Consider the following 16,594-nt stretch of genomic DNA (forward strand, 5'->3'; position numbering starts at 1 on the left):
GTTTTGTATATCACTTTAAAATGAAGAAAAAAGATATTAAAATACTGCTTGTAGATGATGAACCAGACATCTTGGAGATAGTTGGTTACAATTTGTCAGCTGAAGGGTATCAAATTATTACGGCTTCTGATGGTGTTGAAGCGGTAAAAAAAGCAAAAAAAGAACGACCTCACTTAATTGTAATGGATGTTATGATGCCTGAAATGGATGGTATTGAAGCATGTGAGCAAATCAGAAAAGTGCCTGAATTAAGTGATACGATTATTACGTTTTTAACCGCTAGAGGGGAAGACTATTCTCAAGTGGCTGGATTTGATGCAGGAGCAGACGATTACATAACCAAACCAATAAAACCAAAGGTGCTGGTTAGCAAAGTAAAAGCCCTGTTAAGAAGACTAAAGGAAGAAGAGACATCAGATTCTGTTATGAAGATTGGATCTTTGGTGATTAATAGAGACGAATACAAGATCACCTTGAAAGGTCAAGAAATTATTTTACCAAGAAAAGAATTTGAATTGTTATCTTTATTGGCATCAAAGCCTGGTAAAGTTTTTAAACGCGAAGATATTTTAGATAAAGTCTGGGGCAATGAAGTTGTAGTTGGTGGTCGTACAATTGATGTACACATTAGAAAACTTCGGGAAAAAATTGGAGATAAATCGTTTAAAACTGTTAAAGGTGTGGGCTATAAGTTTATTGATTGATGCAGAAACTAAAGAAAACCTATAAGTTTGCGATTAAAACATCGCTTTATCTGACCATGCTATTAACACTCCTTTTGAGTGTTTTTTTATACTATACCAATGCACTCTCGTGGTTGGTTTTACCATTTATAGTGATTTTTTATATACTATCCTTTATAACCATTCAATATCGTGTTGAGCGATTTATTTACAGACGGGTCAAAAAAATATACGATGATCTAACACTCTTGGAGGCAACTACTTTAAGGAATCAGCCCATAACAACAGATATGGCAACCCTTACCAAAGAAATTGATAAATATGCCAAGGATAAAAAATTGGAAATAGAAACTTTAAAGGTCAGGGAAGAGTATAGAAAAGAATTTTTAGGGAATGTATCACACGAGTTGAAAACCCCTTTATTTACCGTTCAAGGCTATTTGCTTACCCTATTGGATGGCGCTGTTGAAGACAAGAAAATCCGAACCAAATATCTTAATCGCGCCAATAAGGGCGTTGAAAGATTGATATACATTGTCAAAGATTTGGATATGATTACGAAGTTGGAGGTTGGGGATTTGAGTTTAAATAAAGAGGTTTTTGATATTGTGGAACTCATCCAAAGTGTTTTCGATTTATTGGAAATGAAAGCTGCTAAAAAGAAGATAACCTTGACCTTTGATATGGATTATCCCGAACCCATCATGGTTCATGCAGATAGGGAGCGTATTCAGCAGGTTTTGACCAATTTGATTGTAAACTCTATTAAATATGGAAGGGAAAAAGGAACTACAGAGGTCAGTATTGAAAACTTAATAAAAAATAAAGTTATAGTTCGCGTAACGGATAATGGTGAGGGCATAGCCAGTGAGCATATCAAACGAATTTTTGAAAGATTCTATCGTGTTGATAAAAGTGGTTCTCGCAAAGAAGGAGGTTCTGGTTTAGGTTTGTCCATTGTAAAGCATATCATTGAGGCTCATGATGAACGTATTTATATTGAAAGTGAGGTAGACGTCGGTAGTGAGTTTTCATTCAGTATGGAAAAGGCTGAATAAGTTCTTATAATTAATGTCATATTGAAAGGTATCCAAACCTCTAAAATCCTTTCCTAGTTCTAATTTATTTAAGGAAAATTCGTCTTGGGAGCATGATGGCACGATTCTATTTTTGTGTAGTGTTTTAGCCAAATATTCCTGTTCAAACTGACCAGGTGTTGGTATGAAAAACGCCTGTTTACCTAATTTGGCTAAATCCATAATGGTGGTATATCCAGATCTTGAAATAACCAGATTGCTTTCATTTATAGCTGTTTCCAATATATCGCTAGTCAAATAGTTATAATAAGTAATGTGGTTTCTGATGTCTTTTTTTATGTCGCCATCTACCAAGCCTTTTACAAACAATACCTTTCCTGAATAATGAGAAAGTTCACTGGAAAGCTTCTCCTCCAATAATGTTCGTTGAGGTTCCGGACCAGACAATAAAACCATAATATCATAAACAATTGGAGTTTCAAGTTTGTTGAACCTACTAATTGGGCCAATGTATTTTAATTTAACATCTATTGATTCTACATGACCCAACTTACTACTTAAATTAGGTTTATCTCTGTTATCGGGCACCCAGCACTCATCAAATTTCTTGATGATCTTTTGGTGCATTTTGGTGCTAAACCATGTTGTACTACCACTCAGAACCTGCAATTGATGCGTCATAAATACACAGGGAATATTTTTGTTAAACACTCCAAAACGATTATCAGAAATAATACCCGCAATATTATGATTCGCTATGATATTGGCAGTAGCTTGTCTTTCTGCCTTAATATTCTTGAGAATCTTCGGAGAGTCCTTGAGGATTTTATATTTAAATCTACTGCCCTTCTTGGAATAGGTTATATTGTATGATGGTAACGACAAACACAGTAGGTCAGGGAATTCTCGTTTTAGTAATTCCAAAGCAACACCATCACTCGCTATAACAGGCTCAAAATGGTTTTCTTCGAGAGCTTTTATAATGGGGATGCAACGCGTGGCATGACCTAATCCCCAATTCAAAGGGGCTACTAAAATTCGCTTTTTTTCAGACATTAAAAACAAAGGTAAGCATATATTCGCTTCAACATATTTCCGTAATTTTACCGAAAGTTTTTCAAATTATTAAATAAGTAGTGGGAAGTAAAAATAAGCTGAAACGATTCAAAGAAAACGAGACTTTTAATAACGTGGTCCAACCAACGCGAGATATGTTGGTAAATCAAAAGTTTGAATTGAAAGGTAATTGGAATCGTGATTTTTTTAAAAATGAGAATCCTATTGTGCTGGAGTTAGGTTGTGGTAAAGGTGAATATTCCGTGGCATTAGCTAAAAAGTATCCTGAAAAAAATTTTATTGGGGTTGATATTAAAGGGGCTCGATTTTGGCGTGGTGCTAAAACAGCTATTGAGGAAGGTATTGCCAATGTTGGATTTTTAAGAACGCAAATTGAACTCATTGATTGGGCGTTTAATAAACATGAAGTTGATGAAATTTGGATAACCTTCCCTGATCCACAAATAAAATACAAGCGTACAAAGCATCGCATGACCAATTCCGAGTTTTTAAAGCGTTACAAAACCATTCTTAAACCAGATGGTATCGTAAATCTTAAAACAGATAGTGAGTTCATGCATGGGTATACATTAGGGCTATTACATGGCGAAGGTCATGAGGTACTATATGCTAATCATAATGTATATAAGCAGGAAGGGAGCCCGGAAGAAGTGACGGGTATTCAAACGTTTTATGAGAGTCAATATTTAGAACAAAACAAACCAATTACGTATATTAGGTTTAAAATCAAAGATTCTTGAATATCACCGTTGTTTTTTTAGCTGGATTTATTGCAACGTTTTTGGCAACATTGCCTCCCGGTTTATTAAATATGACGGCTGCTAAAATTAGTTTAAAAGACGGTCATACACGAGGTATTATGTTCTCTTTAGGAGCATGCCTTGTCATCATCTTTCAAGCGCTTATTGCAACTGTTTTTGCGCGTTATTTAAATAAACACCCTGATGTTATTGATGTATTACAACGTGTGGCCTTTGTTATTTTTGTGCTGATTAGTATCTATTTTTTGTTGATTGCAAAAACCAACGAGAAGAAAGAAACGCATGTTGATATCAAAAGTAAATCTAGTCGATTTTTCCAAGGAATTTTTATGTCTAGCATCAATGTGTTTCCAATACCTTTTCAGGCTTATATTGCCATTACCATAGCATCATTTGGTTGGTTGGAGTTTGATAATTCTGGTATTACGGCTTATGTTGCAGGTGCTACTTCTGGAGCTTTTGTGGCATTATATATTTACATGTTCTTTTTTGAAAAAATAAAAGGCACTAAAATCACATCTCAAAAAGGCATGAATTATCTCATTGGAATCATCACGGGAGTTATTGCTATCGTTACCTTCATTAATATTTTAAAGGAAATTTAATGAACCCAGAAACCTTAAATTTTTTTGAGAAAGTTTACGAAGTAGCTCGCCTGATTCCTTATGGTCGTGTTACTAGCTATGGCGCTATTGCCAAATATTTAGCGGCTCCCAGAAGTGCTAGAATGGTGGGTTATGCCATGAATGGTTCTATGGGAAAGGATGTTCCAGCACATAGAGTGGTCAATCGAAACGGCTTATTAACTGGGAAGAATCATTTTGATGGCACCAACCTCATGCAACAACTATTAGAAAGTGAAGGCATAACCGTTATCAATAGCCAAATACAGGATTTTGATGTGGTCTTTTGGGATCCTCAAAAGGAACTGCGTTAATCTTTTATAACTTTTCTAACTGTTTCACCAAGAGCTGTCTGCAACTTCACAAAATAAGTTCCGGTTGTGAGGTTTTCAGTGGATATGGTCATATTGTTTTTAGCTCCCACAATAGCAATCTCTTGAATCATTCTTCCCGAAATATCAAAAATGGTCACATGTTCGATAGGCTGTTTTGATTCTAAATTCAAAATATTGGTCGTTGGATTTGGATATAATACCACGCTATTATCGGCAATTCCAAACTCATCAACACTTAAGGCAGCCACGGTTGTGGTGGCTTCATCTGTAATGATGGGGAAGTTATAATCAAAGTATATTTCGGCATTATTGTCAAAGGAATCTCCCAACACCAAAGTCTCGAGCGTTTTGATTTTAAAGGCTACATAGCCATCGTTGTTGGTATCGTCAAAAGGCAGGTTGATATCTTCAAATATAAACTCAATATAATGCTCGTTACCTTGATCTTTTACACGGGCAAAATAATCATGACTGGCGTGCAATGGTACCAAGGTTGACAGGTCATACTTGGTAATATCAATATCATCCTTTACAACGATGTTCACGGCACTGGCTGTTCCCGTATTTTCAAAACGAATCATATAGTCCACATACTTGCCGACTTCTTCAGGTGTAATATAATCGCCTTGTAAACAGGTTTTATCATTCGGGTCATAGGAGTTTACGACTGTTTGGTTAAAGACAGCTATATTGTCATCAGGAGTTTCATCAGTTTCAGAATGGTTAACCGAAGCCTCAAAGACCAAGACATCATCACCATTAACAGGTGGCGTATCAGTTGGCGCGTTAATGCCCATAGTAAATGGAATCTCGCGCACTTCAAAAGGTGTCAAATCACTAAAGTTCCACGACAGCGAACCACTGGCTTGACTATCCGGAACAGGATTGGCGGCAACAAAATCCATGAGGTCATCCTGAAATATCAAACCCACATTGCCTGATAAGGTCGTTGTTCCCTTGTTTTTATAAACCAGTTTATAGTTTGTGTCAAAACCTGGTCTGGCGACCTCTATAGGTAGCACCGCAACTTCCAAATCGTTATAAGTACCATTGGCTGTTACACAAAAATCCTGAACATAAGGACTGGTGTCAGACGGAAAATTGACCGTAATACTACTCGGCGACACTGAAAAATATTCTGGGCTTTCAAGTGTTGGTGTGATAGTATGAGATCCTTCGGCAACAGGAATAAAATAATTGCCTGAATCGTTAGCAAAAATATTTGCGGTTTCAGAGCTGTTGGTAATTGATAAGTTAAGATGGGTAAAATTGATATCATCTACATCACATCCATTATCATTTAGATCAAATTGGACAGTACCCTCAATTGCATAATAGTCTCCGCCAGGAACAAACGTGCAATAGGTGTTTACATGGCAATTCGTGTAACCATTTTGTGCTACAATATTTTGAATTAGTGCCAATTCATTATAAGGATAATCATAATAATCGGCTTCATTGTCTGTACAGATGTAAATTAAGTCAGGATTATTCTGAATATTGAAAACCGTTTCGACGCCAGGAGCTATTTCAATAACTGAATTTACATAACCGTTTTTCACATTTAAGTAAACAAGTTGATTATTTGAACAGTTAATATCTTCAATTTGGGAATTACTAATGTCTAATTCAGTAAGAGAATTGAAGCTACAATAAAGTGAATTTAAAGATGGATGCATTATCTCTAATTCACTTAATTGATTATTAGAACACCCTAGTGAGGTTAAATTTTGATTAATACTGATATCTAATTCGAAAAGTAAATTGTTAGAGCACCCTAAAACCTCTAACAAAACATTAGAACTTAAATCTATTATAGGAATTTGATTGTTATTAAAAACTAAAGTTTCTAACATAGCGTTTTGACTGACATCTAGTTCAGTTAGTTGATTGTCACTTATATATAAACTTTGTAGAGAAATTAAGGTTGATGTGTCAATTGATGTAAGAATATTATTATTACATTCAATTGAATTCAGATTTTCAAGTCCATCAATTTCTAAAGAGATTAATTGATTATTGTTACATTTTAAACTTAAAAGATTAGGTGATAGGCTTGAGTCTAAAGTTGTTATTTGATTACTATTACATTCTAGGTAATTCAAATTAGTTAAAGCACTAATATCTAATGCGCTTAAAGAATTATTGTTACATTTTAATACAGTTAAATTGGTTAATGTACTTACATCCAAAGCTGTCAAAAGATTGTTAGAGCAATGTAATTGATTGAGATTTGTCAAAGCGCTAACATCTATTGAAGTTAGGTCGTTTAAATTGCAATTTAAAACGTTCAAATTGTTTAAACTGCTCAAATCTATTGAGGTTAAATCATTACCTACACAATTCAAAGATTCAAGACCAGGATTTAAGGTAATTGATGTTATATCGTTATAAGAACAATCGAGATGAGTCAAACTTGGTAAAGCACTCACATCAATTTCCGTAAGTAGATTATCAAAAATAACAAACTCTTCCAAATTTATAAAGTACTCTATTCCTACAACTGAACTAATAGAATTTCGGGCAATAAGCACAAAATTTAATGATGTTACAGATTGAGCTTCAGACACTTGAATTTCGTCATCATTATTGGAGTCCACACCACTATTTAACAATGCTTGTTTAAAATTGGGATCGGGAAAGTCAATTATCTGCGCTTTTAGGGAAAAAGAGAATAACAGGGCAGCGATAAAAATGTAAAGTTTTTTCATGTGATTGATTAATAAGCAATTAAATATACATATTAAAAATTAGAGATTGATAGCTAACATAAATTCGGGCATCAATCATTTCAATCAAACCGTTTCAAAATCTAAACAATTCACTGTATATTTGCACTTTAGAATAAATCTAAATTAGAATTCTGTGAAATTAAACAAACAAGATATATTAAAAGCCCTTGAATCCATTTCGGTACCAGGTGAAGGTCAGAATATGGTGGAGAGTGGTGCTGTAAAGAATGTAGTGACTTTTGGTGATGAGGTGGTAATCGATATTACCATAGCAAACCCTAGCTTGCAAGCCAAAAAGAAAACCGAGGTGGATATCATGAAAACCATTCATGATTTGGTATATGAAAAAGCCAAAATCACTGTCAATGTTAAGGTTGATGCCCCTACCAAGTCGGCACCTAATGTCATTAAAGGGAAGGCTATACCAGGTATTCAAAACATAATCGCCATAGCTTCAGGTAAAGGCGGTGTAGGCAAGTCTACGGTTACAGCCAATTTGGCCGTTACCTTGGCCAAGATGGGTTTTAAAGTGGGTATTTTAGATGCGGATATTTATGGACCATCGGTTCCTATTATGTTTGATGTCGAACATGAACGACCACTGGCCATCAATGTAGATGGTAAATCTAAAATGAAACCCATAGAAAATTATGGTGTTAAGGTGTTATCCATCGGGTTTTTTACCCAACCCAATCAAGCAGTTGTTTGGCGTGGGCCTATGGCTGCCAAAGCCTTAAACCAAATGATTTTTGATGCACACTGGGGAGAGCTGGATTTTATGCTTATTGATTTACCTCCTGGAACAGGTGATATTCATTTAAGCATTATGCAGTCCTTACCAATTACAGGTGCGGTGGTTGTGAGTACGCCTCAAAATGTGGCATTAGCCGATGCCAAAAAAGGGGTGGCTATGTTTCAGCAGGAAAGTATCAATGTGCCAGTTCTGGGTATCATAGAAAATATGGCCTATTTTACACCAGAAGAATTGCCAGACAATAAATACTATATCTTTGGACAAGAAGGGGCTAAAAATTTAGCTGAAGATTTACAGGTGCCGTTTTTAGGCCAGTTACCTTTGGTGCAGAGTATACGTGAAGCGGGAGATGTTGGTAGACCAGCGGCTTTACAAACAGCAACTGTTTTAGAGCAGGCTTTTGAAACTTTAACACAGAACGTGGTTCAGGAAGTGGTTAGACGCAATGACAACTTACCACCAACTGAAGCTATAAAAATTACGACGATGGCTGGTTGTTCAGCAGTTAAAAAATAAACCATGAATACAGAAGAGTTAAAACTGAATATAGAAAAGGCACTGGATGAAATCCGGCCGTTTTTGCAAAGTGATGGTGGTGATATTTCCTTATTGTCCATTGAAGACGACAATAAGTTAGTAAAAGTACAACTTCAAGGAGCTTGCGTGGGTTGCAGTGTGAACCAAATGACACTCAAATCTGGGGTAGAAATGACCATCAAAAAGTACGCTCCACAAATAGAACAGGTTATTAACGTAGAATCTTAAAAATTAAGATGTAATGTGACTTTTGTCACATTCAATTAATAATGGAAGTAATAACTTTGTTTATCCAAAAATTCAATTCATGATTAAAACTGATATTCTTATCATTGGAGCTGGTCCAACAGGACTTTTTACTGTTTTTGAAGCTGGACTGCTCAAGTTAAAATGCCATTTAATTGATGCATTACCGCAACCCGGTGGTCAATGCTCTGAAATATATCCCAAAAAACCGATTTACGATATTCCAGCCTATCCTGAAATTCTAGCTGGTGACTTAACCGATAAGTTACTGGAACAATGTAAGCAGTTTGAGCCTGGTTTTACGTTAGGTGAACGTGCTGAAACCATAGAAAAGCAAGAGGATGGAACTTTTATAGTCACAACCAACAAAGGGACACAACACCATGCACCTGTGGTTGCCATTGCAGGTGGTTTGGGCAGCTTTGAGCCACGCAAACCTTTAATTCACAATATTGCTGACTTTGAGGATAAAGGTGTGGAGTATATGATCAAAGAACCTGATATGTATCGCGGTAAAAAAGTCGTGATTGCAGGAGGTGGTGACTCGGCATTGGATTGGAGTATCTTTTTAAGTGATGTGGCCAGCGAAGTAACCCTTATTCATAGAAGAAATGAATTCCGTGGGCATTTGGATTCCGTTGAAAAGGCACAAGAGCTCAAAAATCAAGGAAAAATCAATTTAATCACACCAGCCGAAGTTACAGGCATAGTGGGAGATCATCATGTGAAGGCTGTAGTGGTTTCTCAAGCGGAACACATTCAAAAGGAGTTTGAGATTGAATGTGATCATTTTATACCCTTATTTGGGTTATCACCGAAATTAGGACCAATTGCCAATTGGGGATTAGAAATAGAAAAAAATGCCATTAAGGTTAATAACGCCTTGGACTACCAAACCAATATCCCTGGTATTTTTGCTGTAGGCGATGTCAATACCTATCCTGGTAAATTAAAATTGATTTTATGTGGTTTCCATGAAGCAACTTTGATGTGTCAGGCTGCTTATCAAATCATCAATCCAGGAAAAAAATATGTCTTGAAATATACGACTGTGAGTGGTGTAGATGGTTTTGATGGTACGCGAAAAGAGGCTCCTAAAGCCGTTGTAAAAGCGATTGACTAATGGAACAGGATGTTACCTTAAAAATCACGGATAGAGATGGTGTGGCCCACGAAGTTCTGGCTCCAACCGATATGGCTATGAACCTTATGGAAGTCGTACGAAGCTATGAGCTGGCTCCTGAAGGAACCATCGGCATTTGTGGTGGCATGGCTATGTGTGCCTCATGTCAATGCTATGTTTTGTCAGACCATGAACTTCCCGAAATGCAGGATGACGAAGAAGCTATGTTGAGTGAGGCCTTTTACGTAAAGGACAATTCGCGTTTAGGTTGCCAGATTCAGATTACCCCTGAATTGGATGGTTTGGAAGTTGAGCTAGCACCGGAAAGCTAATCCGTTTTATAATCAATCAATTTTTGAGGTCCTTCCAGAAGAACTCGTACGATTTTAAGTGTCCCATCATCCGTAGTGGCAATTTGCCATTTAATTAGTGAGATTTCACCGTTTTCAATTTCTATTCCCGTAATACTTCTGGGGTGCACACAACTACCATCGTTAAAGAAGGCAATATCTCCAGGCTCCGGAAAACGCGGTCTATGAGTATGGCCTACAATGGTGATTAAGTTATTATTATCAATAATCCATTTTTTGATGCGTCGTTCAACTTTAATAAGCTCCTTATAATTTTTTGCAGGACTGGTTGGGTCGGCAATGCCCATAACATTTAATGGCTTCCATAAAATGCGAACCATAAACCGACTTAATTTCCAAAAAGTATAATTCCACCAATCGCCTTGGTGACCATGTGTTAGAAATAGTTCTTGATTCGTTTGTTGGTGTTTAAAAATTAAGCCCTCATGGTATACTATATTTGAAAAGAGAGCTTCGTCCTTACCCGAAATTGGTTCAAAGTAAGTTGATAGATGTTTTTCGACGTAAGAAGTGTCTTTATAAACCATATCATGATTGCCATAGAGCATATGCAACCTATTATTATCATGAAAAGATTTTAGTAATAAATAAACATTTTTATGGGCTTCAAAAATGGATTTAAAGGTTAAATTCTCCCAAAGTTCATCACCATCACCTAATTCACAGTAAGTAAACCCTTCAGCATAATAGTGTTTTAAAGCGTGAAAGTAAATATTGCGGTTATTGGCAAAATCATCTGCAAAGCTGTTGTCACCTCTGTGACAATCACTGAAAAATATAAACTTACTAGTATTGTCAAAGTTTATAACTTTGGCCTCTTTATAAGCTTTGTCTAGTCGTTTTTTAGATGAAAACATAAAGTAAATCTAAATAAAAAAAGCGAACCTAAATTAGATTCGCTTTTATAAGTTTTTTATTTATTGAGGAGCTTTATTTAAAGGCATTTAAACCGGTAATGTCTAAACCTGTAATCAACAAGTGAATATCGTGGGTACCTTCATACGTAATCACACTTTCCAGGTTCATGGAATGGCGCATAATGCTGTATTCTCCTGTTATGCCCATGCCGCCTAACATTTGTCGCGCTTCACGAGCTATGTTAATGGCCATATCAACATTGTTCCGTTTTGCCATAGAGATTTGAGCTGAAGTAGCTTTACCCTCATTACGTAAAACACCTAATCGCCACGTTAATAATTGGGCTTTTGTTAATTCAGTAATCATTTCAGCCAATTTCTTTTGTTGAAGTTGAAATTGACCAATAGGCTTTCCAAATTGAATACGCTCTTTACTGTAGCGTAATGCCGTATCATAACAGTCCATAGCGGCTCCGATGGCTCCCCAGGCAATACCATAACGAGCAGAATCCAAACAACCAAGAGGTGCGCCTAATCCAGATTTATTGGGTAATAAGTTTTCTTTTGGAACTTTGACATTATCAAAAATCAACTCACCAGTAGCACTGGCACGAAGGGACCATTTGTTATGCGTTTCAGGTGTAGAAAAACCTTCCATACCACGTTCTACAATTAAACCATGGATGCGACCTTCTTCATTCTTTGCCCATACAACAGCTACTTGTGCAAAAGGGGCATTACTAATCCACATTTTGGCACCATTCAATAAGTAATGGTCACCCATATCCTTAAAGTTGGTAACCATGCCTCCAGGATTGGATCCGTGATCAGGCTCTGTTAACCCAAAACAACCCATCCATTCACCACTTGCTAATTTTGGCAAGTACTTTTGGCGTTGCTCTTCGTTTCCATACTTCCAAATTGGATACATGACTAATGATGACTGCACAGAAGCTGTACTACGAACGCCAGAGTCACCTCGTTCTATTTCCTGCATGATTAAGCCATAAGAAATTTGATCTAATCCAGCACCACCATATTCAACTGGGATATAAGGGCCAAAAGCACCAATTTCAGCAAGACCACCAATAATTTGATTTGGGAATTCTGCTTTTTGTGCGTATTCTTCAATAATTGGTGAAACGTCACGCTTTACCCATTCTCTTGCGGCATCACGCACTAATTTATGTTCTTCAGAAAGCAACTCGTCAAGATTGTAATAATCAGGTGCTTCAAATAAGTCTGGCTTCATGTTTTGTTCAATTTTTAAGTCTCGCCAAATTTAACCAAATACATATAAAAAGGGGAAACATTTTATCAGAAATATTTTAATCGTACATTTAACGAGCCTCATTTTTAATAATTATTAAAATAACGTCATTCAGCTATCAAAAATGGGGAAACCTCCACCTAAAATTGGTTTAATAACCGCAACATCCATTGTCATCGGAAATATGATCGGTGTTGGAATTTTTATATTACCAGCCGCTTTATCGAAATATGGAAGTATAAGTTTACTGGGATGGGTTTTTACTACCATTGGTGCGTTGATTCTAGCTAAAATTTTCAGTAATTTTAGTAAAATAGTCAAAAAGAGTGGTGGTCCTTATGCCTATCCGAAATCAGCATTTGGTGACTTCATCGGTTTTTTAATAGCTTGGGGATACTGGTTGTCTTGTTGGATTGGTAATGCGGCATTAACAGTTGCCATAATAGGCGCCCTAAGTTTCTTTTATCCCATACTTGAAACAAATGCCTTGTATAAAGTAATCATTGGTCTGGGATTAATTTGGTTTTTCACTTGGATTAATACGAGAGGAATTAAAGAGTCGGGTAAAGTTCAGGTGATTACTACCATACTCAAGTTGACACCATTATTATTTGTTATTCTGGTAGGTGTATTCTTTTTCAGGCTTGAAAATTTCCCTCAATTTAATTTAACATCAGAAAGTGATTTTGAAACCTTTCCCATGGTGGCAGCTCTAACCCTTTATGCCTTTCTTGGTCTTGAGTGTGCTACCATTCCATCACAAAGTATTAAAGATCCTGAAAAAACAATTCCCAGAGCAACCATGATGGGAACCTTAATTACGGCAAGTGTTTATATTTTGGGAACGGTTGTCTTGTTTGGGATTTTACCAATAGATAGACTGCAAACTTCGGCAGCCCCTTTTGCTGAAGCTGCCAGAATTATTGCTGGTGATTTCGGTGGTTATTTTGTAGCTATTGGAGTTATTATTTCGGGTATAGGTGTCTTAAATGGTTGGATTATGGTAACGGGACAAGTACCATTGGCGACTGCTAAAGATGGTTTGTTTCCTCGCGTATTTGGTAAAGAAAATAAGAAAGGAGCTCCAGCATTAGGGCTTATTATTGGTAGTTTATTGACAACAGCTGTGCTTTTAATGAATTTATCAGAAGGGTTGGTCAATCAATTTAAGTTTATTGTTGATATTGTGGTCTTTGTCGCTTTAGTGCCATATCTATTCACTGCAGCGGCATATATCTTAATTCTAATCGAGAAAAAAGTTCATGTTCATAGTTGGGTGAAAACGTTTGTTCTCGGGAGTTTAGGCTTTTTATATTCGTTATGGGCGATTTTTGGGTCGGGTCAAGAAACCGTTTTTTATGGTTTTATTCTGTTAATGTTGGGTATTCCCTTTTACGTTTTAATGAAATGGAATAAACGATTTGATTGATAAAGAACTTACATTTTAATGTAAAAATCTTTTGTAAGGTCAATATACGCTTTGGTGTATTGATGGCGATCTGTCTCAATAATCAGGATGTTTGTTTCTATTTTGGTTTTAGTAAATGAGAATTCAATCAAGCTTCTTTTTATTTCAGAATTAGGATTGCCTTTAACAAGTAAAATAGTGTTTGGGAATAGGCCTTGCTTTGAAGCCAATTCAATGAAATTGTGTTCTTCTTTATGAGGAATAATGACACAAAACTGGCCACTTTCGGATAATAGTTTTGAAACATTTACAATCAAATGTTCAAAAGGCATGGCTTCTTGAAATCTAGCAATATCACGTTGGTTATTTTGTGTTTTGTAGTCTTCTGAATAAAATGGTGGGTTACAGATTATCAAGTCATACTTATCTTCAATCTCTTCGGTAAACTCATCAAGTGAAGCATGATAACAGAATAGCCTATCAGACCAATTGGATTGTTCAAAATTATCGACACATTGCTCGTAAGCTTTATCGTCAATTTCAATGGCATCAATTATTCCGGCTTGGCTGCGTTGCGCCATCATGAGTGATAAAACACCTGTGCCAGCACCTATGTCCAAAATTGAAAAAGGACTACGTTTTAAGGAGGTCCAACTACCTAACAAAACGCTATCAGTTCCGATTTTCATGGCACATTGGTCTTGTTTAACAGTAAATTGTTTAAACTTGAACTCAGACATCACTATGCTAAATATAGGTCTATCAATCCTTCAGGTGTATCGACTAATATTTCCTTTTTGACTTTGTCAACCTGAACAATGAATTCATCATTCATTGGGATTAAAATTTCCTTACCACCATGGTCAATTTCAAACAAGGCTTGAGCTGTAGAATCATTAACAGATTTTATAACACCAATATTTCCGCGAGATTTGTCAATTACCTTGAAGCCTATAATTTCGTGGAAATAAAATTTGTCACCTTCAAGTTTCGGTAAAAACTCCAAAGGCAAATAGACATCACACTTGATAAGTGCGTTAGCATCAGCTTCCGCATCGACATCTTCAAATTTTACACGTAACAGATCTGATTTGTGTAATTGGGAGGATTCAATAAAAAAAGGCACGAGATTATTCCTTAAATCAACGAATAATGCATCAATATTTTCATAGAGTTCAGGTTCGTCAGTATCTAATTTTATGAGTAACTCTCCTTTAAAACTATATTTTTTAACAATCTTCCCGAGATAAAAACAATCTTCTTTTTTCATATGGCTCAAACAAAAAACCCAGACCGAAAAGTCTGGGTTCAAAGGTATAAAATAAAATTTTCTACTCTTCTTCGTTTGAAGCTTCTGCTTCAACTTCAGGAGCTTCTTCTGTTGCTTCTTCGGCAACTTCTTCTTCTACAGGAGCATTGGCAGCAATTCTGGCTTCATTAGCAGCTTTTTCTGCTTCAATGGCTTTTGCTTTTGCTTCTGCTTCAGCTTTTGCTAAACCTTCAGTTTTAGCTTCAACTTTACCAGCTTTTTCTTCTAACCAAGCATTGAATTTTTCTTCAGCTTGCTCTTCGGTTAAAGCACCTTTTCTGACACCACCTGCTAAATGATTTTTCAATAAAGCACCTTTGTAAGATAGGATAGCTCTGGCTGTGTCGGTTGGCTGCGCACCATCCTGTAACCATTTAACGGCACCATCAACATCCAATTCAATGGTAGCTGGGTTCGTATTTGGATTGTAAGCACCTATTTTCTCTAGGTATTTACCATCTCTCTTTGCTCGTGCATCTGCTGCTACGATCCAGTAATAAGGTTTTCCTTTTTTACCGTGTCTTTGTAATCTAATTTTAACTGACATAAAAATTAATTAGTGAGGTTCACGACCTCGATTATTAATAAGGGCGCAAAGATACTATATTTTTTTTGATTTTTAAATAGTTACAAGAAATTCTATCTTTTTTCGTTTTTTATATTATTTTTGAGATTCTAAATAGGTCAGATTATGAAGAGAGTAACTGTTTTATTGTTGATCCTAATGACGGTTTTAAGCTGTAGTGATGAAATAAAATTCAATACCCCAGCAGTCCAAGGGAAAAAGGATGGCGATTTTTGGCGAGCTGTTTATTATGATGCAAGTTATAACGAAGCTGGTAGAGTTGTTTTAATTGGAGGTAGTGGAAATGAAGAGCTTAAATTCACTGTTCCTAATCTTGAGTTAGGGGCCAAATGGTTAGGAAGAGGGAGTTCTAGTAAAGCAGAGTTTGAAGATTCTGACGGTGTGTTTTATTCAACCAATAGGTTACCTGATCCGGAACTTTCTTTCTATCCACCTGACGGAGAGATTGAAATTACCCAAGTGACAGCAACTTCAGTTTCTGGACGTTTTTGGTTCAATGCTTTTTCAAATTCTGGAATGGAAACCGTTAATTTTAGTCAAGGTGTTTTTTTTGACATTCCCTTAAATAATTTAGAAGGAGGATTAATGTCCTGTGATGAAGTTGTTGCTGAAGCTCAAGCGGCAGAAGAACTATATAATAATACTGATCCTGGAAGCACTCAATATACGGAAGTCTGTTTGGCATATAAAGAAGCTTTGGAACAACAAATAGCTACTTGTGGTGGTGGTGGAGCAAATAGCCCTCTTCAAATCATTATTAACGGATTGGGAGATTGTCAATAATCTTTCAATTGAATTAAAAAATTAACAAACGCGGCTATTGAGCCGCGTTTTTTGTTAAATTATCTTAAAGATTCCAAGATTTTACCCTAAAAACTTGACAAG

18 protein-coding genes are annotated in these 16,594 nt (G+C 36.3%); 11 read left to right on the forward strand and 7 right to left on the reverse strand.

The annotated features are described in order from the left end of the window. Positions 1 to 20: 20 nt before the first annotated feature. Complete coding sequence (locus C1T31_RS02835; protein ID WP_103050937.1) at positions 21 to 704, forward strand: response regulator transcription factor; 684 nt, start codon at positions 21 to 23, stop codon at positions 702 to 704. After that, the gene (locus tag C1T31_RS02840; protein ID WP_103050938.1) at positions 704 to 1,741 is read left to right on the forward strand and encodes a sensor histidine kinase; all 1,038 of its coding nucleotides are present in this window, start codon (positions 704 to 706) and stop codon (positions 1,739 to 1,741) included. The genes C1T31_RS02835 and C1T31_RS02840 overlap by 1 nt, the downstream gene beginning before the upstream one ends. Here C1T31_RS02840 and C1T31_RS02845 read toward each other — a convergent pair. Further along, on the reverse strand, positions 1,715 to 2,776 hold the full coding sequence (locus C1T31_RS02845) for a glycosyltransferase (protein ID WP_103050939.1): 1,062 nt from the start codon (positions 2,774 to 2,776) through the stop codon (positions 1,715 to 1,717). The genes C1T31_RS02840 and C1T31_RS02845 overlap by 27 nt on opposite strands. An 80-nt stretch (positions 2,777 to 2,856) precedes the next feature. Here C1T31_RS02845 and trmB point away from each other — a divergent pair, with 80 nt between their 5' ends. Genes trmB through C1T31_RS02860 form a run of 3 tightly spaced genes read left to right on the forward strand, consistent with a single transcriptional unit; the run spans position 2,857 to position 4,495 of the window. Continuing rightward, positions 2,857 to 3,537, forward strand: coding sequence for a tRNA (guanosine(46)-N7)-methyltransferase TrmB (gene trmB, locus C1T31_RS02850; protein ID WP_103050940.1), 681 nt, complete (start codon positions 2,857 to 2,859; stop codon positions 3,535 to 3,537). Then, a complete protein-coding gene (locus C1T31_RS02855; protein ID WP_103050941.1) occupies positions 3,534 to 4,163 on the forward strand; it encodes a LysE family transporter in 630 nt (209 codons plus the stop codon). The genes trmB and C1T31_RS02855 overlap by 4 nt, the downstream gene beginning before the upstream one ends. Next, positions 4,163 to 4,495: an MGMT family protein gene (locus tag C1T31_RS02860; protein ID WP_103050942.1), complete on the forward strand. Its 333-nt coding sequence runs from the start codon at positions 4,163 to 4,165 to the stop codon at positions 4,493 to 4,495. The genes C1T31_RS02855 and C1T31_RS02860 overlap by 1 nt, the downstream gene beginning before the upstream one ends. On the opposite strand, the gene C1T31_RS02865 is transcribed toward C1T31_RS02860, so the two are convergent. Then, positions 4,492 to 7,227: a T9SS type A sorting domain-containing protein gene (locus tag C1T31_RS02865; protein WP_103050943.1), complete on the reverse strand. Its 2,736-nt coding sequence runs from the start codon at positions 7,225 to 7,227 to the stop codon at positions 4,492 to 4,494. The genes C1T31_RS02860 and C1T31_RS02865 overlap by 4 nt on opposite strands. A gap of 154 nt (positions 7,228 to 7,381) precedes the next feature. Here C1T31_RS02865 and C1T31_RS02870 point away from each other — a divergent pair, with 154 nt between their 5' ends. The 4 genes from C1T31_RS02870 (at position 7,382) to C1T31_RS02885 (ending at position 10,240) form a co-directional block, all read left to right on the forward strand. After that, on the forward strand, positions 7,382 to 8,518 hold the full coding sequence (locus tag C1T31_RS02870) for an Mrp/NBP35 family ATP-binding protein (RefSeq protein ID WP_103050944.1): 1,137 nt from the start codon (positions 7,382 to 7,384) through the stop codon (positions 8,516 to 8,518). Between the two features lie 3 nt (positions 8,519 to 8,521). After that, on the forward strand, positions 8,522 to 8,767 hold the full coding sequence (locus tag C1T31_RS02875; RefSeq protein ID WP_103050945.1) for a NifU family protein: 246 nt from the start codon (positions 8,522 to 8,524) through the stop codon (positions 8,765 to 8,767). A 79-nt stretch (positions 8,768 to 8,846) separates the two neighbouring features. Next, entirely contained in the window at positions 8,847 to 9,908 is a 1,062-nt protein-coding gene (locus tag C1T31_RS02880; RefSeq protein WP_103050946.1) for an NAD(P)/FAD-dependent oxidoreductase, read from the forward strand. Next, positions 9,908 to 10,240: a 2Fe-2S iron-sulfur cluster-binding family protein gene (locus C1T31_RS02885; RefSeq protein WP_103050947.1), complete on the forward strand. Its 333-nt coding sequence runs from the start codon at positions 9,908 to 9,910 to the stop codon at positions 10,238 to 10,240. The genes C1T31_RS02880 and C1T31_RS02885 overlap by 1 nt, the downstream gene beginning before the upstream one ends. On the opposite strand, the gene C1T31_RS02890 is transcribed toward C1T31_RS02885, so the two are convergent. Together C1T31_RS02890 and C1T31_RS02895 are read right to left on the reverse strand one after the other, a co-directional pair. Further along, the gene (locus C1T31_RS02890) at positions 10,237 to 11,136 is read right to left on the reverse strand and encodes a metallophosphoesterase family protein (protein WP_103050948.1); all 900 of its coding nucleotides are present in this window, start codon (positions 11,134 to 11,136) and stop codon (positions 10,237 to 10,239) included. The two genes, C1T31_RS02885 and C1T31_RS02890, sit on opposite strands and share 4 nt — an antisense overlap. Before the next feature lie 73 nt (positions 11,137 to 11,209). After that, on the reverse strand, positions 11,210 to 12,388 hold the full coding sequence (locus tag C1T31_RS02895) for an acyl-CoA dehydrogenase family protein (RefSeq protein WP_103050949.1): 1,179 nt from the start codon (positions 12,386 to 12,388) through the stop codon (positions 11,210 to 11,212). A gap of 142 nt (positions 12,389 to 12,530) precedes the next feature. On the opposite strand from C1T31_RS02895, the gene C1T31_RS02900 reads away from it, so the two are divergent. Beyond that, positions 12,531 to 13,835 carry an amino acid permease gene (locus C1T31_RS02900; protein ID WP_103050950.1) on the forward strand — a complete coding sequence of 435 codons (1,305 nt, stop codon included), beginning with the start codon at positions 12,531 to 12,533 and terminating at the stop codon, positions 13,833 to 13,835. 8 nt (positions 13,836 to 13,843) lie between these two features. On the opposite strand, the gene C1T31_RS02905 is transcribed toward C1T31_RS02900, so the two are convergent. From C1T31_RS02905 to C1T31_RS02915, 3 genes are all read right to left on the reverse strand, one after another. Beyond that, positions 13,844 to 14,503 (reverse strand): tRNA1(Val) (adenine(37)-N6)-methyltransferase, encoded by a 660-nt coding sequence (locus C1T31_RS02905; RefSeq protein WP_243398882.1) that lies wholly within the window; start codon positions 14,501 to 14,503, stop codon positions 13,844 to 13,846. Positions 14,504 to 14,556: 53 nt separating this feature from the next. Next, positions 14,557 to 15,084, reverse strand: coding sequence for a ribosome maturation factor RimM (gene rimM / locus C1T31_RS02910; RefSeq protein WP_103050952.1), 528 nt, complete (start codon positions 15,082 to 15,084; stop codon positions 14,557 to 14,559). 61 nt (positions 15,085 to 15,145) lie between these two features. Continuing rightward, entirely contained in the window at positions 15,146 to 15,670 is a 525-nt protein-coding gene (locus C1T31_RS02915) for a 30S ribosomal protein S16 (protein WP_103050953.1), read from the reverse strand. 144 nt (positions 15,671 to 15,814) lie between these two features. On the opposite strand from C1T31_RS02915, the gene C1T31_RS02920 reads away from it, so the two are divergent. Continuing rightward, positions 15,815 to 16,492 carry a DUF6252 family protein gene (locus C1T31_RS02920; protein ID WP_103050954.1) on the forward strand — a complete coding sequence of 226 codons (678 nt, stop codon included), beginning with the start codon at positions 15,815 to 15,817 and terminating at the stop codon, positions 16,490 to 16,492. Positions 16,493 to 16,594: the final 102 nt, after the last annotated feature.

The sequence above is a fragment of the Hanstruepera neustonica genome, from assembly GCF_002895005.1.
Lineage (GTDB): Bacteria > Bacteroidota > Bacteroidia > Flavobacteriales > Flavobacteriaceae > Hanstruepera > Hanstruepera neustonica.

Coding starts and splice junctions, on each gene's coding strand:
- C1T31_RS02845 (WP_103050939.1), bottom strand. CDS start 2,776: ATGTCTGAAAAAAAGCGAATTTTAGTAGCCCCTTTGAATTGGGGATTA.
- C1T31_RS02915 (WP_103050953.1), bottom strand. CDS start 15,670: ATGTCAGTTAAAATTAGATTACAAAGACACGGTAAAAAAGGAAAACCT.
- C1T31_RS02875 (WP_103050945.1), top strand. CDS start 8,522: ATGAATACAGAAGAGTTAAAACTGAATATAGAAAAGGCACTGGATGAA.
- C1T31_RS02905 (WP_243398882.1), bottom strand. CDS start 14,503: ATGAAAATCGGAACTGATAGCGTTTTGTTAGGTAGTTGGACCTCCTTA.
- C1T31_RS02890 (WP_103050948.1), bottom strand. CDS start 11,136: ATGTTTTCATCTAAAAAACGACTAGACAAAGCTTATAAAGAGGCCAAA.
- C1T31_RS02860 (WP_103050942.1), top strand. CDS start 4,163: ATGAACCCAGAAACCTTAAATTTTTTTGAGAAAGTTTACGAAGTAGCT.
- C1T31_RS02880 (WP_103050946.1), top strand. CDS start 8,847: ATGATTAAAACTGATATTCTTATCATTGGAGCTGGTCCAACAGGACTT.
- C1T31_RS02865 (WP_103050943.1), bottom strand. CDS start 7,227: ATGAAAAAACTTTACATTTTTATCGCTGCCCTGTTATTCTCTTTTTCC.
- C1T31_RS02840 (WP_103050938.1), top strand. CDS start 704: ATGCAGAAACTAAAGAAAACCTATAAGTTTGCGATTAAAACATCGCTT.
- C1T31_RS02835 (WP_103050937.1), top strand. CDS start 21: ATGAAGAAAAAAGATATTAAAATACTGCTTGTAGATGATGAACCAGAC.
- rimM (WP_103050952.1), bottom strand. CDS start 15,084: ATGAAAAAAGAAGATTGTTTTTATCTCGGGAAGATTGTTAAAAAATAT.
- C1T31_RS02885 (WP_103050947.1), top strand. CDS start 9,908: ATGGAACAGGATGTTACCTTAAAAATCACGGATAGAGATGGTGTGGCC.
- C1T31_RS02920 (WP_103050954.1), top strand. CDS start 15,815: ATGAAGAGAGTAACTGTTTTATTGTTGATCCTAATGACGGTTTTAAGC.
- C1T31_RS02895 (WP_103050949.1), bottom strand. CDS start 12,388: ATGAAGCCAGACTTATTTGAAGCACCTGATTATTACAATCTTGACGAG.
- C1T31_RS02900 (WP_103050950.1), top strand. CDS start 12,531: ATGGGGAAACCTCCACCTAAAATTGGTTTAATAACCGCAACATCCATT.